Origin of the sequence: Streptomyces sp. NPDC058576 (assembly GCF_042718715.1) — a bacterium.
Classification (GTDB): Bacteria; Actinomycetota; Actinomycetes; order Streptomycetales; family Streptomycetaceae; genus Streptomyces.
In genome coordinates this window covers 14,457-27,207 of sequence record NZ_JBHXPF010000062.1, presented here as the reverse complement: position 1 = coordinate 27,207, position 12,751 = coordinate 14,457, and the positions used below count along the sequence as shown (strand labels likewise).

14 protein-coding genes and 1 tRNA gene are annotated in these 12,751 nt (G+C 71.5%); 9 read left to right on the top strand and 6 right to left on the bottom strand.

From position 1 onward, the window contains the following. Positions 1–59 precede the first annotated feature (59 nt). The 6 genes from paaA (at position 60) to ACFWRV_RS30435 (ending at position 5,052) form a co-directional block, all read left to right on the top strand. Positions 60–1,157 (top strand): 1,2-phenylacetyl-CoA epoxidase subunit PaaA, encoded by a 1,098-nt coding sequence (gene paaA, locus ACFWRV_RS30460; RefSeq protein WP_384339104.1) that lies wholly within the window; start codon positions 60–62, stop codon positions 1,155–1,157. Then, on the top strand, positions 1,154–1,444 hold the full coding sequence (paaB, locus tag ACFWRV_RS30455; RefSeq protein ID WP_030115881.1) for a 1,2-phenylacetyl-CoA epoxidase subunit PaaB: 291 nt from the start codon (positions 1,154–1,156) through the stop codon (positions 1,442–1,444). Before paaA ends, paaB begins: the two co-directional genes overlap by 4 nt. After that, positions 1,441–2,157, top strand: a complete 717-nt coding sequence (gene paaC, locus ACFWRV_RS30450) for a 1,2-phenylacetyl-CoA epoxidase subunit PaaC (protein ID WP_384339102.1) — start codon at positions 1,441–1,443, stop codon at positions 2,155–2,157. Before paaB ends, paaC begins: the two co-directional genes overlap by 4 nt. Continuing rightward, positions 2,151–2,648 (top strand): 1,2-phenylacetyl-CoA epoxidase subunit PaaD, encoded by a 498-nt coding sequence (gene paaD / locus ACFWRV_RS30445; protein ID WP_384339100.1) that lies wholly within the window; start codon positions 2,151–2,153, stop codon positions 2,646–2,648. The genes paaC and paaD overlap by 7 nt, the downstream gene beginning before the upstream one ends. Next, on the top strand, positions 2,649–3,707 hold the full coding sequence (locus ACFWRV_RS30440; RefSeq protein ID WP_384339098.1) for a 2Fe-2S iron-sulfur cluster-binding protein: 1,059 nt from the start codon (positions 2,649–2,651) through the stop codon (positions 3,705–3,707). It begins immediately after the preceding gene. Positions 3,708–3,861: 154 nt separating this feature from the next. Further along, complete coding sequence (locus tag ACFWRV_RS30435; RefSeq protein WP_384339096.1) at positions 3,862–5,052, top strand: acyl-CoA dehydrogenase family protein; 1,191 nt, start codon at positions 3,862–3,864, stop codon at positions 5,050–5,052. A 76-nt stretch (positions 5,053–5,128) separates the two neighbouring features. Here ACFWRV_RS30435 and ACFWRV_RS30430 read toward each other — a convergent pair whose 3' ends face one another. From ACFWRV_RS30430 to ACFWRV_RS30415, 4 genes are all read right to left on the bottom strand, one after another. Then, positions 5,129–5,473, bottom strand: a complete 345-nt coding sequence (locus tag ACFWRV_RS30430; protein WP_383602943.1) for a rhodanese-like domain-containing protein — start codon at positions 5,471–5,473, stop codon at positions 5,129–5,131. Positions 5,474–5,538: 65 nt separating this feature from the next. Then, positions 5,539–6,558: a J domain-containing protein gene (locus ACFWRV_RS30425; protein ID WP_384339094.1), complete on the bottom strand. Its 1,020-nt coding sequence runs from the start codon at positions 6,556–6,558 to the stop codon at positions 5,539–5,541. Between the two features lie 102 nt (positions 6,559–6,660). Continuing rightward, complete coding sequence (locus tag ACFWRV_RS30420) at positions 6,661–8,220, bottom strand: DUF2252 domain-containing protein (RefSeq protein ID WP_384339092.1); 1,560 nt, start codon at positions 8,218–8,220, stop codon at positions 6,661–6,663. Positions 8,221–8,406: 186 nt separating this feature from the next. Then, positions 8,407–8,757, bottom strand: a complete 351-nt coding sequence (locus tag ACFWRV_RS30415; protein WP_384339090.1) for a winged helix-turn-helix transcriptional regulator — start codon at positions 8,755–8,757, stop codon at positions 8,407–8,409. 171 nt (positions 8,758–8,928) lie between these two features. On the opposite strand from ACFWRV_RS30415, the gene ACFWRV_RS30410 reads away from it, so the two are divergent. Continuing rightward, positions 8,929–9,540, top strand: a complete 612-nt coding sequence (locus ACFWRV_RS30410) for an FMN-dependent NADH-azoreductase (protein WP_384339088.1) — start codon at positions 8,929–8,931, stop codon at positions 9,538–9,540. A 154-nt stretch (positions 9,541–9,694) separates the two neighbouring features. Here ACFWRV_RS30410 and ACFWRV_RS30405 read toward each other — a convergent pair whose 3' ends face one another. Next, complete coding sequence (locus tag ACFWRV_RS30405) at positions 9,695–10,513, bottom strand: ScbR family autoregulator-binding transcription factor (protein ID WP_384339086.1); 819 nt, start codon at positions 10,511–10,513, stop codon at positions 9,695–9,697. A 344-nt stretch (positions 10,514–10,857) separates the two neighbouring features. Continuing rightward, a tRNA-Leu gene (locus tag ACFWRV_RS30400) sits at positions 10,858–10,940 on the bottom strand. A 313-nt stretch (positions 10,941–11,253) separates the two neighbouring features. Here ACFWRV_RS30400 and ACFWRV_RS30395 point away from each other — a divergent pair. Then, positions 11,254–12,108, top strand: a complete 855-nt coding sequence (locus ACFWRV_RS30395; protein WP_384339084.1) for an FhaA domain-containing protein — start codon at positions 11,254–11,256, stop codon at positions 12,106–12,108. A gap of 10 nt (positions 12,109–12,118) precedes the next feature. Continuing rightward, a complete protein-coding gene (locus ACFWRV_RS30390) occupies positions 12,119–12,637 on the top strand; it encodes an FHA domain-containing protein (RefSeq protein WP_003967913.1) in 519 nt (172 codons plus the stop codon). Positions 12,638–12,751 lie beyond the last annotated feature (114 nt).

Sequence of the window (12,751 nt, the reverse complement as noted above, 5' to 3'; positions counted from 1 at the left end):
GGCCTCCGACTCACCATTGAAGTCAAGGAACCGAACGATCGGTCGGTAGGGAGCCCGGGATGGCGGCAGTGACTGCGGACCAGACGACGCAGAAGACGCTCGGCACGGTGGACGGTGCGGAGGCGGCGGGCGCGGACCGCCTCGCGGCCTTCGACGCGACCGTGGCGGCGGACGAGCGGATCGAGCCGCGCGACTGGATGCCCGACGCCTACCGGGCGACGCTGGTCCGCCAGATGGCCCAGCACGCCCACTCGGAGATCATCGGCATGCAGCCCGAGGCCAACTGGATCACCCGGGCGCCCTCGCTGCGCCGCAAGGCGATCCTCATGGCCAAGGTGCAGGACGAGGCGGGTCACGGCCTGTATCTCTACAGCGCCGCCGAGACCCTGGGCACCAGCCGCGAGGAGCTGCTCGACAAGCTCCACGCGGGCCGTCAGCGCTATTCGTCGATCTTCAACTACCCCACGCTGACCTGGGCCGACGTCGGCGCGATCGGCTGGCTGGTGGACGGCGCGGCGATCACCAATCAGGTGCCGCTCTGCCGGTGCTCGTACGGCCCCTACGCCCGAGCGATGGTCCGCATCTGCAAGGAGGAGTCCTTCCACCAGCGCCAGGGGTATGAGCTGCTGCTCGCCCTCAGCCGCGGCACCGAGGCCCAGCACGCCATGGCCCAGGACGCGGTGAACCGCTGGTGGTGGCCCTCCCTGATGATGTTCGGCCCGCCCGACGACGCCTCGTCGCACTCCGAGCAGTCCATGGCCTGGAAGATCAAGCGGCACTCCAACGACGAGCTGCGCCGGCGCTTCGTCGACATCTGCGTGCCCCAGGCCGAAGCGCTGGGCCTGGAGCTCCCGGACCCCGACATCCGGTGGAACGAGGAGCTGGGCCGGCACGACTTCGGCGCGATCGACTGGTCCGAGTTCCATGCGGTCCTCAAGGGCAACGGCCCCTGCAACGACCAGCGGATCAGCCAGCGGCGCGAGGCCCACGAGGAGGGCGCCTGGGTCCGGGACGCGGCAGCCGCGTACGCCGCCAAGCACGCTCCGGTACAGACAACGCCCCGTTCACCGGCATCAGTACCGGCATCGGCATCGGCATCGGCATCGGCATCGGCACAGAACAGCGCACCCGCGCAGCATGTGGAGGAGACGGCATGAGCAGCTCGACCGACTGGCCGCTGTGGGAGGTGTTCGTGCGCTCGCGGCGCGGACTGTCCCACACCCATGCGGGCAGCCTGCACGCACCGGACGCCGAGATGGCCCTGCGCAACGCCCGCGACCTCTACACCCGCCGTTCCGAGGGCGTCTCGATCTGGGTGGTCCCGTCCACCGCGGTCACCGCCTCCTCCCCCGACGAGAAGGACTCGTTCTTCGAGCCGGCCGCCGACAAGCCCTACCGCCACCCGACGTTCTACGAGATCCCGGACGGGGTGAAGCACCTGTGAGCGCCGCACTCGCCCTCGGCGACGACGCGCTGGTGCTCTCGCACCGGCTGGGGGAGTGGGCCGGTCACGCCCCCGTCCTGGAGGAGGAGGTGGCTCTCGCCAACATCGCCCTGGACCTGCTGGGGCAGGCGCGGGTGTTGCTCTCGCTCGTCGGCGACGAGGACGAGCTGGCCTATCTCCGGGAGGAGCGCGCCTTCCGCAACCTCCAACTGGTCGAGCAGCCGAACGGGGACTTCGCCCACACCATCGCCCGGCAGCTCTACTTCTCGGTGTATCAGCACCTGCTGTACGAGCGACTGGCGACCGGGGAAGGCGAGTTCGCCGGGCTGGCGGGCAAGGCCGTCAAGGAAGTGGCCTACCACCGGGACCATGCCGAGCAGTGGGTCCTGAGGCTCGGCGACGGCACCGAGGAGAGCCACGGCCGGATGCAGAGCGGCCTGGACGCGCTGTGGCGATTCACCGGCGAGATGTTCCAGCCGGTCGAAGGGCTCGATTCCCCGGGTTCCGGTATCGACCTGGAGGAGTTGCGCGGCCGTTGGCTCGCCGCCGTCACCGACGTCGTCGAGCGCGCCACCCTGACTCTCCCGGCGGGCCCGCAGTCCGGGGGCTGGGCGGCGGGGGCGGGCCGACAGGGCCTGCACACCGAGCCGTTCGGCCGCATGATCGCCGAGATGCAGCACCTGCACCGCAGTCATCCGGGGGCGTCATGGTGACCGACACCCGGCTGGAGGCGGAGCTGCGCGGACTGGCCGGATCCGTGCCCGACCCCGAGCTCCCGGTGCTGACCCTGGCCGAGCTGGGCGTCGTGCGGGACGTCACGGTGGACGGCCCGGGCCGGGTGACCGTGCGGCTGACCCCGACCTACACGGGCTGCCCCGCGATCGAGGCGATGTCCGCCGACATCGAGCGGGTGCTGCACGACCACGGCGTCCCGGAGGTCTCCGTGGTCACGGTCCTGGCCCCGGCCTGGTCGACGGACGACATCAGCGCCGAAGGACGCCGCAAGCTCGCCGAGTTCGGCATCGCGCCGCCGCGCGCCCACAGCGCGGACGGCGGCCCCGTGCCGCTGACGCTCTCGGTGCGCTGCCCGCACTGCGGCTCCACGGACACGGAGTTGCTCAGCCGGTTCTCCTCCACGGCGTGCAAGGCCCTGCGCCGCTGCGCCGCCTGCCGTGAACCGTTCGACCACTTCAAGGAGTTGTAGATGTTCCATCCGCTCCGGGTCAGCGCGATCGAACGGATCACGGACGACGCGGTGGCCGTGACACTCGCCGTGCCGGCCGAGCTGCGCGAGACCTTCCGCCACACCCCCGGCCAGCATCTGAACGTGCGCTACACCGTGGACGGCCAGGAGATCCGCCGCTCGTACTCGATCTGCGCACCGGCCACCGAGCAGCCCGGCGAGCCGGTGCTGCGGGTCGGCATCCGCATGGTCGAGGGCGGGGCGTTCTCCACGTACGCCCTGAAGGAGCTGGCCGTCGGGGACCAGGTGGAGGCGATGCCTCCGATGGGCCGCTTCGTCCTGAAGCCGCGCCCGGGCCTGTTCGTGGCGGTGGTCGGCGGCAGCGGCATCACTCCGGTGCTGTCCATGGCGGCCACCCTGCTCGGCCGGGAGCCGACGGCCCGGTTCTGTCTGATCCGCAGTGACCGCACGGCGGCCTCGACGATGTTCCTCGACGAGGTGGCCGACCTCAAGGACCGGTTCCCCGACCGCTTCCAGCTGGTCACCGCGCTCTCCCGGGAGGAGCAGTCGGCCGGGCTGCCCTCCGGGCGGCTGGACACCGAGCGGCTCACCGGCCTGCTGCCCGCCGTGCTCCCGGTCGCGGAGGTGGACGGCTGGTTCCTGTGCGGGCCGCTCGGTCTCGTTCGGGGCGCGGAGCAGGCCCTCAGAGCGCTCGGCGTCGACCGGTCCCGGGTCCACCAGGAGATCTTCCACGTCGACGAAGGTCCCGCGGATGTGACGGTGGTCAAGGTCGCCGCCCCGTCCGACTCCGTGCTGACGGCCACCCTCCACGGCCGCTCGGGCACCTGGCCGGTGGAGAACGCGGAATCCCTGCTGGAGACGGTGCTGCGAAGCCGGTCGGACGCTCCGTACGCCTGCAAGGGCGGGGTCTGCGGGACCTGCCGGGCGTTCCTCGTCTCGGGCGAGGTCCGGATGGAGCGCAACTTCGCGCTGGAGCCGGAGGAGACCGGCGCGGGCTTCGTGCTGGCCTGCCAGTCGCATCCGCTCACCCCGGAGGTGGAGCTGGACTTCGACCGCTGAGGAGCGCCCGCGCGCGCCTCGGCCCAGGCCTCCTGGCCCCTTGCCCGCCTGCTCACTTGCTCACGTGCCTGTTCCCTTCCCATAGAACCTGTTCTATCTTGACGAGCCGTCAGGTCGCGGGGATCAGGCGCAGGGTCAACGGGAGGCTGGGCCAGTGGACTTCACCTTCACCGAGGAACAGCAGGCGGCCGTCGAGGCGGCCAGGGCCGTCTTCTCGGATGTCGCACCCGACCGCGCGCCCAGTCCCGCCCTGACCCCGGGCGCGGTGGCGGAGGACATCGACCGGCAGCTGTGGCACGAGCTGGCCCGCACGGATCTGCTCGGGCTCACGCTGTCACCGGACCACGGCGGAGCGGGTCTCGACCCGATCGCGCTCTGTCTGGTCCTGCGGGAGTCGGCGAAGGTGCTGGCCAGGGTCCCCTTGCTGGAGAGCTGTGCGGTCGCGCTGGCGGTCCAGCGGTACGGCGGGAGCACCCTCGCGGCGGAGCTGCTGCCCCGGGCCGGCCGGGGCGAACTGATCCTGACCGTCGGCGCCAACGGACGCAGCGGTCACGATCCGGCCGAACTCGCGGTCACCGCACGGCGGTACGGGCAGGGCGACACGGAGTCCGACGCTGCGGCCGGGGCGTCGGGCGGTCCGGCCGGGGAGTCCGGCTGGGTGCTGGACGGCGTGCAGTCCGGCGTCCCCTGGGCCCAGGTGGCCGACTGGATCGCCGTTCCGGCGCATACCGCCGGGGGGCGGCCGGTCCTCGCCCTCGTGCCCCGTACCCGCGACGGCGTCACCCTGGCGGACCAGGTCTCCACCAGTGGTGAACGCCTGGCCGAGGTCCGGCTGGACGCCGTGCGCGTGGCAGCGGGCGAGCTGATCGACGCGGCGGGCTGCTGGGACTGGCTGCGGTCCCTGCTCACCACGGGGACGTGCGCACTGGCGCTCGGGCTGGGCGAACGGGTGCTCGCGATGACCGCCGAATACACCGGCAAGCGCGAGCAGTTCGGGTTCCCGGTCGCGACGTTCCAGGCGGTGGCGGTGCAGGCCGCCGACCGGTACATCGATCTCCGGGCGATGGAGGCCACCCTCTGGCAGGCCGCCTGGCGGATCTCCACCGACGCCGGCGGCCCGCTCCCGGCCGCGGGCGATGTCGCCGTCGCGAAGATCTGGGCCTCCGACGGCGTCCGCCGCGTCGTGCAGACCGCACAGCATCTGCACGGCGGCTTCGGCGCGGACACCGACTATCCGCTGCACCGCTTCCATGCCTGGGCGAAGCTGATCGAGCTCTCCCTCGGCCCGGCGGCGGCCCATGAGGAGGCCCTGGGAGACCTGCTGGCCGCCCACCCGCTCGGTTGACGACCGGGCCGCGGAAGGCCGAGACCGGCCCCCGCCCGGCCCCGGGTCGGGTCGGTTCGGGTCGGGTCGACGCGGCTCAGAGGACGAAGGCAGGCGTTCCGTTGTCCGTGACCATCGGACGGCCGGCGCCGTCCCAGGCCTGCATGCCGCCGTCGATGTTCACCGCGTCGATGCCCTGCTGGACCAGGTACTGGGTGACCTGGGCCGAACGGCCGCCGACCCGGCACATCACATGCACGCGCCGCCCGTCCTCGGCGGACTCGGTCAGCTCGCCGAACCGGCCCACGAAGTCGCTCATCGGAATGTGCAGCGCACCCTCGACGTGACCGGCCGCCCACTCGTCGTTCTCACGGACGTCCAGGATGAAACCGTCCGACGGCACCGCCGCGGCGTCCACCGAGGGCAGCGGGGCGAAATTCATGGGTCATGCCTTCTCTCGTACATACGTGGAAGAGTCATCCCTACACGGAAGAGTCATCCGGAACGCTACTGCACCATTTCCGCGAGCTCGGCCTCGCGCCGGGACACCTCGCCCAGCAGTTGCTCCGCGATGTCCTCCAGCAGCTGGTCCGGGTCGTCGGGGGCCATCCGCAGCATCGAGCCGATCGCGCCCTCCTCCAGCTCCGTGGCGAGCACCGTCAGCAGCTCCTTGCGCCTGCTGAGCCACTCCAGCCGGGCGTAGAGCTCCTCGCTCTCGCTGAGCGGGGCCGGCTGCTGCACCGGACCGGCCGCCCACTCCGCCACGAGCTCCTTCAGCAGCTCGACGTCGCCGCGCCCGTAGGCGGCGTTCACCCGGGCGATGAACTCGTCCCGTCGCTGCCGCTCCGCCTCGTCCTGGGCGAGGTCCGGGTGCGCCTTGCGGGCCAGCTCCCGGTAGAGCCTGCGGGCCTCCTCGCTCGGCCTGACCCGCTTCGGCGGCCGGACCGGCTGCTCGGTGAGCATGGCCGCGGCCTCGGGGGACAGCCCGTCGGTGTCCATCCAGTCGTGGAACAGCTCGTCGACCCCGGGCATCGGCATGACGACCGCCCGCGCCTCGCGCGCCTTGCGCTCGTCCTCCGGGTCCCCGGTCCTGGCCGCCCGCGCTTCCGCGATCAGCGCGTCCAGCTCGTCGAGGCGCGCGTACATCGGGCCGAGCTTCTGGTGGTGCAGCCGGGAGAAGTTCTCGACCTCCACCCGGAAGGTCTCCACCGCGATCTCGAACTCGATCAACGCCTGCTCGGCGACCTGCACCGCCCGGGCCAGGCGCGCCTCGGGCCGCGGCTCGGCGTCCGCGGGACCGACGGGCTCCCCGGCGGCGGCGTCCGCGGCACCGGCGGCGTCCGGCGCTCCGTGGGCGTCCCGCGCCGCCGTGGCTTCCTGCGCCTCTGCGGCGGCTTCCGCTTCGGGGGCTTCCCGCACCTCGGGAGCGGGCCGGGACGCGTCCTGCCGGTCGTTCTCCTGCCGGTCGTTGTCCTGCCGGTCTTCATCGTTCCGGGTGGTCGGCACCCCGGCGGCTTCGTGGGTCACTCGTCCAGCGTATGGCCACGGCCCGGCGGCACGGGACACACGGTGGAGACCGGCCCGGGGCCCGGCGCCTCCGGAACCGGGCCCCACCGCCTCACGGACCCGTCAAATTCCGGGCTCGGCGGCCAGCCTGCCCGCCTTGATCGCCCGCAGCAGGTCGGCGTGATCCGCTTCCGTACGGTCGGCGTACGTGACCGCGAAGGCGGCCATCGCCTCGTCGAGCTCGTCGTTCTTGCCGCAGTAGCCCGCCAGCAGGCGGGGGTCGGCGCTGTGGGCGTGCGCCCGCGCGAGCAGCGCGCCGGTCATCCGCCCGTAGTCGTCGACCTGGTCGGCGGCGAGCGCGGCGGGATCCACGCTGCCCTTGCGGTTCCGGAACTGCCGGACCTGGAACTGCCTGCCGTCGACGTCCGCCCAGCCGAGCAGGATGTCGCTGACGACCTGCATCCGCTTCTGCCCGAGCACCACCCGGCGGCCCTCGTGAGCCACCTCCGGCACATCGAACCCGACCGCGGGCAGGTAGGGGGCGAGCACCGAAGGGCGCGCCTCCTTCACCTGGAGGACCAGCGGCTCCCCGCGGTGATCGAGCAGCAGCACCACATAGGACCGGGTCCCCACACTGCCGGTGCCGACCACCCGGAACGCCACGTCGTGGATCGTGTACCGGGCCAGCAACGGCACCCGGTCCTCGGAGACGGTGGAGAGATAGCCGCCGAGACCGGCGGCAACGACCGCGGCCTCGGCGTCCGGCACCCGGCGCAGCACGGGCCGGGCGTCGACGAAGCGCCGGCCGCCGTCGGCGCATTCCTCGGTGGACCGGGCGGCGAAACGGGCGCTGGTGTTGTTGCGGGCCTTCTCCGAGACCCGCTCCAACGTGCCGACCAGGTCACGCGCGTCCGTGTGCGAGACCAGCTCCTCGTCCGCGATCGCGTTCCAGGCATCGAGGGCGGGCAGCCGGGCCAGCAGCCGCATCGTGCGCCGGTAGGCGCCGACGGTGTCGTACGCGCCCCGGCGGCAGGTGTCCTCGTCGGCCCCGGCGGCCCGGCCCGCGAGCACCAGGGAGGTGGCGAGCCGCTTGAGGTCCCACTCCCACGGCCCGAAGACGGTCTCGTCGAAGTCGTTCAGGTCGATGACGAGGCTGCCCCGGGCATCACCGTAGAGGCCGAAGTTGGCCGCGTGCGCGTCGCCGCAGAGCTGGGCGCCCACCCCGGTGACCGGGCTGCCCATCAGATCGTGGGCCATCAGTCCGGCCGCACCCCGCAGGAAGGCGAACGGGGTGGCCGCCATGCGGCCCACCCGTATCGGCGTCAGACCCGGCACGCGGCCCCGGTTCGACTCCTCGACGGCCCGTACCGCGTCCGGCCGTCCCGACGGCAGGACCAGCGAGGCGTGCGAGGACCGCGGCACCCGGTCGCGGAGCGCCTTGCCCGCCGCCTTCGGTGAACTCCCGGCCCCACGGCGGGCGAACCCGGGCACGACAGGAATGCGCGGGTCCCCTCCGGCAGCCCCAACAGGCCCCACGGACGCCGCAGATCCCGCGGCCCCCGAAGGTCCCGCAGACCCCGAAGGTCCCGCAGACCCCGAAGGTCCCGCAGACCCCGAAGATCCTTCAGCTGCCGTCGTTCCCACCGCCCGCCGCTCAGGCATCGTCGCCTCGGTTCCGCCCATGGAGCGTCGCCTCCCCCACCCTCGTACCGCTTCCGGCTGCCCGGCTGTCCGACCGGCCAGCGGCCCTGTCCACCAGCGACCGAGCACGACGGTACCGCCGGATGCCCGGTCCTGGCGGGGCCTGTGGACGGGCGTCCGCCGGCCCTGCGGACGACGGGGGAGCGCCACCGGTCCCGCGTGACGCCGTCAGCAGCCGGTCCCGGCTTCCGGCGCCAGATAGGTGTCCGCCCACTGCCCCAGCTCCTTGAGCGCGGGCTCCATCGCGGCGCCGGCCTCGGTGAGCCGGTACGCCACGCGCAGCGGCGGCCCCTCGTCGACCTCGCGGATGACCAGGCCGGCCGCGCCGAGTTCGGTCAGCCGGTCCGAGAGCATCCGCTCGCTGATCCCGGGAATCGCCCGGCGCAGCTCGGCGAAGTGCACCGGCCGCTGCAGCAGCACCGAGACGATCGGGCCGGTCCAGCGCTTGCCGAACAACTCGAAGACGCGACTGATCCCCACATCGACCCGCCGACAGGCCTGTTCGCCGTGATCCGCCATGCCCCTAGCGTACTGCGCCGCCGTGGGCAGCTTACTAATTCTTAGTAGCTATGCTATTAGTAGTTACGTACGGAATGGATAACCCCCGGACGCCCGCGAGGTCCCACCGACCCGCCCTCGTCCCCTTCACTCGTCCCCTCCCCCTCCCTTCCTCTCTCTGTGGAGATCCCCATGGCCACGCTTCTGCACCTCGACTCCGCCGTCTTCCCCCAGGGCTCCGCTTCCCGCGACGTCACCGCGGCGTTCGTCGAGGCCTGGCGCGAGCAGCACCCGGACGGCACCGTCGTCCATCGCGACCTGGCCGCCGATCCGCTGCCCCACCTGGACGCCGCCGCCACCGCCGCGGGCGCCGGCGATCCGCTGCGCCGGGAGCTGGCCGACGAACTGGCCGCGGCGGACGCCGTCCTGATCGGCGCACCGATGTACAACTTCACGATCCCGTCCACCCTCAAGGCCTGGCTGGACCAGGTGATCATCGTCGGGCACAACGCGGGACCGGACTCCCCCATCGCCGGGACCCCGGTGACCGTCGTCGCCAGCCGCGGCGGTTCGTACGCTCAGGGCACCCCGCGCGAGAGCTTCGAATTTGTCCAGAATTACTTGGCGAAGGTGTTCGCGGGCATGTTCTCCGCCGAGGTGGACTTCATCGTTCCGGAGCTGACCCTCGCCCACTCGCAGCCCTCGATGGCCGAGCTGATCCCGCTCGCCGAGGCCTCCCGCACCCAGGCGCTCGACGACGCCCGGGACAAGGCGAAGGCTCTCGCCTCCCGCCTCGCCGCCTGAGGAGAAACGCCCCCGGAAACGCCGACAGGGCCGCGGAGCTTGTTACGAGCTCCGCGGCCCTGCCGCATGATGATCATGATGGCGCCCGCGAATCGGACGTTTCACGTGAAACACAGCACGCCCCACCCCGTGGGCACGGCCCGCCCCCAGCGGATCAGGCAGCCCCTCCGGCCGCCACCCCCGCACCTGCGGGCTCCTCGTCACCCTCGTCGCCGGCCCGCGTACCGCGGCCGGACCCACCGCCCCGCAGGCCCGACCCGCCCGCCCGGGAGCCCGCGTCCGACGCGGGGTCGGAGCCCGCCTCCTTGGCCTCCGCGGCGATCCGGGCCTCCTGCTCCTCCCGCTCCGCCTTCTCGCGCGCCTGGGCCGCCAGGTCCACCCGGCCCTCGGGCTTGATGTGGGCGATGACACCCGGGTGAGCGATCGACGGCAGGATGTGGCGCCACATCTCCGCCACCTGCTCGCGCAGATCGGCCCGCCCTGAATCGGCCTCCGAGACCAGCTGGATACCGGTGAACGAGGCGACGATGATTTTGGCCGACACCATGGGGTCGATCTGCGGGAACACCTCGCCGCGCTCCTGCCCCAGCTCCAGCATCCGAGCGGTCGCGTCGATCCAGTCGCCCCAAGGATGCGGTCCGCCGAGGAAGACGCCTTCGATGGAGAGCCTGGTACCGGCCCGGGCCATCGCGTTGTGGCGCAGGGCGAAAGCGAACTGCTGGCCGCCGTCCACCAGGGACTGGAGCGGCGATCCCTCCTGCTCGAACTCGACCGTGGAGGTCTGCTCGTCCATGATCGCCTGCGCGATGGCCTCCTTGGAGGCGAAATGGAAGTACAAGGCCCCCTTGGTGACCTTGGCGCGGCGGAGAATCTCCGAGATGGCGGCACGCTCGTAGCCGTAGTCGTCGAAGACACTCGCCGCGGCATCCACGATCGACCGCCACGTCTGGACCGCGCGAGCCTGCTTCGCCATTTCCTGCCTCCGGGACGTTCTGTGCGCTCAGCCCTTCGCCGCCGAGACGCCGTCGATCCAACCTCTGCGGCCAGCGTATGCAAGTACGCCGTTGCACCGGCCATCGGTCTGTCCGGAAACCGTGCCCGCACCCGGTGGATCGCCGCCTGCGGACGACCGCTGCCGTCCTCTCCCATCCGGTCCTGTCCGACCGGTCCTGTCCGGCTGTCCGTACCCCGCCCGTCCGTCAAAAACACGGAACAGGCACGGAGCGGAGCCGCAACAACGAAGAACCCCCGCTCCGGATCTCTCCGAAGCGGGGGCTCTCCCGAATCAACTTCAGCAGTTGCGAGCAACCGCCGTTGTGCGCGAGGGGGGATTTGAACCCCCACGTCCCTAAGGACACTGGCACCTGAAGCCAGCGCGTCTGCCGTTCCGCCACTCGCGCATGAGTGGTGTTTTCAGACTCTCACCCTGGGGGGTGAGCGCCTGGCGACAAACGGAAGATTAGCACGCTGGACAGGGTGGATTCACATCCGTTGTTTCGCCGGCTCCGGGAGGGGAAGCGGGAACCCCGAACCATCGCCCCCACTCCTCCAGAGTGCTTCCCGGGTGCGGGACACTGTGAGGAGGCCACCTCTACGATCCGTGTGAGGGGTGACACTCATCCACAGGCCAGACAAGGGGAACCAGCCGATTTCCCGACGCGTGGATACGATCAGTAAGCAGTACAGCGACGATGACAACGGAGGAGGTGCCCCATGGGGGTCATGAAGCGTTTCGAGCAGCGCCTCGAGGGGCTGGTCAACGGCACCTTCGCCAAGGTCTTCAAGTCCGAGGTGCAGCCCGTCGAGATCGCCGGCGCCCTCCAGCGCGAGTGCGACAACAACGCGACGATCTGGAACCGTGAGCGGACCGTCGTCCCCAACGACTTCATCGTCGAGCTCAGCACCCCCGACTACGAGCGGCTCAGCCCGTACTCCGGTCAGCTGGGCGACGAGCTCTCCGGCCTGGTGCGCGACTACGCCAAGCAGCAGCGCTACACCTTCATGGGACCGATCAAGGTCCACCTGGAGAAGGCCGACGACCTCGACACCGGGCTCTACCGGGTCCGCAGCCGCACGCTGGCGTCGAGTTCGTCACAGCAGGACCAGTCGGCACCGCCCCAGTCCGCGGGTGGGCGGCCCGCCGCCCCGCAGGCTCCCGGCGGCTACGGCTACCCCCCGAGCGCCGCTCCTCCGATGCCCGCGGCCCCGCCGCCCGGCGCCGGACGGCCCTCGGCTCCCACGAACGACCGGCGCCCGCCGGCCGCGCCCGGCCCCCTGCCGGACGCCCGGACGCGACGCTGGATCGAGATCAACGGCACCCGCCATCAGATTTCCCGCCCGACGTTGGTGATGGGACGATCCACCGACGCCGACGTGCGGATCGACGACCCCGGCGTATCGCGCCGGCACTGTGAGATCCGGACCGGAACGCCCTCGACGATCCAGGATCTCGGGTCTACCAACGGCATCGTGGTAGACGGGCAGCACACCACCCGCGCTACGCTCCGCGACGGCTCGCGGATCGTCGTGGGCAGCACCACCATCGTTTACCGGCAAGCCGAAGGGTGAAGCGGGGGCAATGTCAGAGCTGACCCTGACGGTCATGCGGCTAGGTTTCCTGGCTGTTCTGTGGCTGTTCGTCATCGTGGCCGTACAGGTCATTCGCAGCGACCTGTTCGGAACGCGCGTCACGCAGCGCGGCTCACGCCGCACTGCCGCCGACGCACGCCCGCAGCAGGGCCGCCAACAACAACAAGCGGCGCCGCCCCAGCAGCGCCAGCAGCCCGGGCGGCAGCGCCGCGGGGCGCCCACCAAGCTGGTCGTGTCCGAAGGCACGCTCACGGGCACCACGGTCGCGCTCCAGGGCCAGACCATCACCCTGGGCCGGGCCCACGATTCAACGATCGTGCTGGACGACGACTACGCGTCCAGCAGGCATGCCAGGATCTACCCGGACCGTGACGGCCAGTGGATCGTCGAGGATCTCGGGTCCACCAACGGCACGTATCTGGAACGGACCCGGCTCACCACCCCGACACCAGTTCCGCTGGGCGCGCCGATCCGTATCGGCAAGACCGTCATCGAGCTGCGGAAGTAGTACGACAATGAGCGAGCGGAGCGAGCGAGCCGCGGCGGCCTGGACGACGGACGCTGCCCGGTTCCCGACCGGAGGGTGGGCAGTGTGGCTCGAGACAGGCTGTACCCCGAGCCG

Excerpts from the sequence above, each read along its gene's own strand:
- paaA (WP_384339104.1), top strand. The coding sequence starts at position 60 with ATGGCGGCAGTGACTGCGGACCAGACGACGCAGAAGACGCTCGGCACG.
- paaB (WP_030115881.1), top strand. The coding sequence starts at position 1,154 with ATGAGCAGCTCGACCGACTGGCCGCTGTGGGAGGTGTTCGTGCGCTCG.
- paaD (WP_384339100.1), top strand. The coding sequence starts at position 2,151 with ATGGTGACCGACACCCGGCTGGAGGCGGAGCTGCGCGGACTGGCCGGA.
- ACFWRV_RS30440 (WP_384339098.1), top strand. The coding sequence starts at position 2,649 with ATGTTCCATCCGCTCCGGGTCAGCGCGATCGAACGGATCACGGACGAC.
- ACFWRV_RS30430 (WP_383602943.1), bottom strand. The coding sequence starts at position 5,473 with ATGAATTTCGCCCCGCTGCCCTCGGTGGACGCCGCGGCGGTGCCGTCG.
- ACFWRV_RS30420 (WP_384339092.1), bottom strand. The coding sequence starts at position 8,220 with ATGGGCGGAACCGAGGCGACGATGCCTGAGCGGCGGGCGGTGGGAACG.
- ACFWRV_RS30415 (WP_384339090.1), bottom strand. The coding sequence starts at position 8,757 with ATGGCGGATCACGGCGAACAGGCCTGTCGGCGGGTCGATGTGGGGATC.
- ACFWRV_RS30410 (WP_384339088.1), top strand. The coding sequence starts at position 8,929 with ATGGCCACGCTTCTGCACCTCGACTCCGCCGTCTTCCCCCAGGGCTCC.
- ACFWRV_RS30405 (WP_384339086.1), bottom strand. The coding sequence starts at position 10,513 with ATGGCGAAGCAGGCTCGCGCGGTCCAGACGTGGCGGTCGATCGTGGAT.
- ACFWRV_RS30395 (WP_384339084.1), top strand. The coding sequence starts at position 11,254 with ATGGGGGTCATGAAGCGTTTCGAGCAGCGCCTCGAGGGGCTGGTCAAC.
- ACFWRV_RS30390 (WP_003967913.1), top strand. The coding sequence starts at position 12,119 with ATGTCAGAGCTGACCCTGACGGTCATGCGGCTAGGTTTCCTGGCTGTT.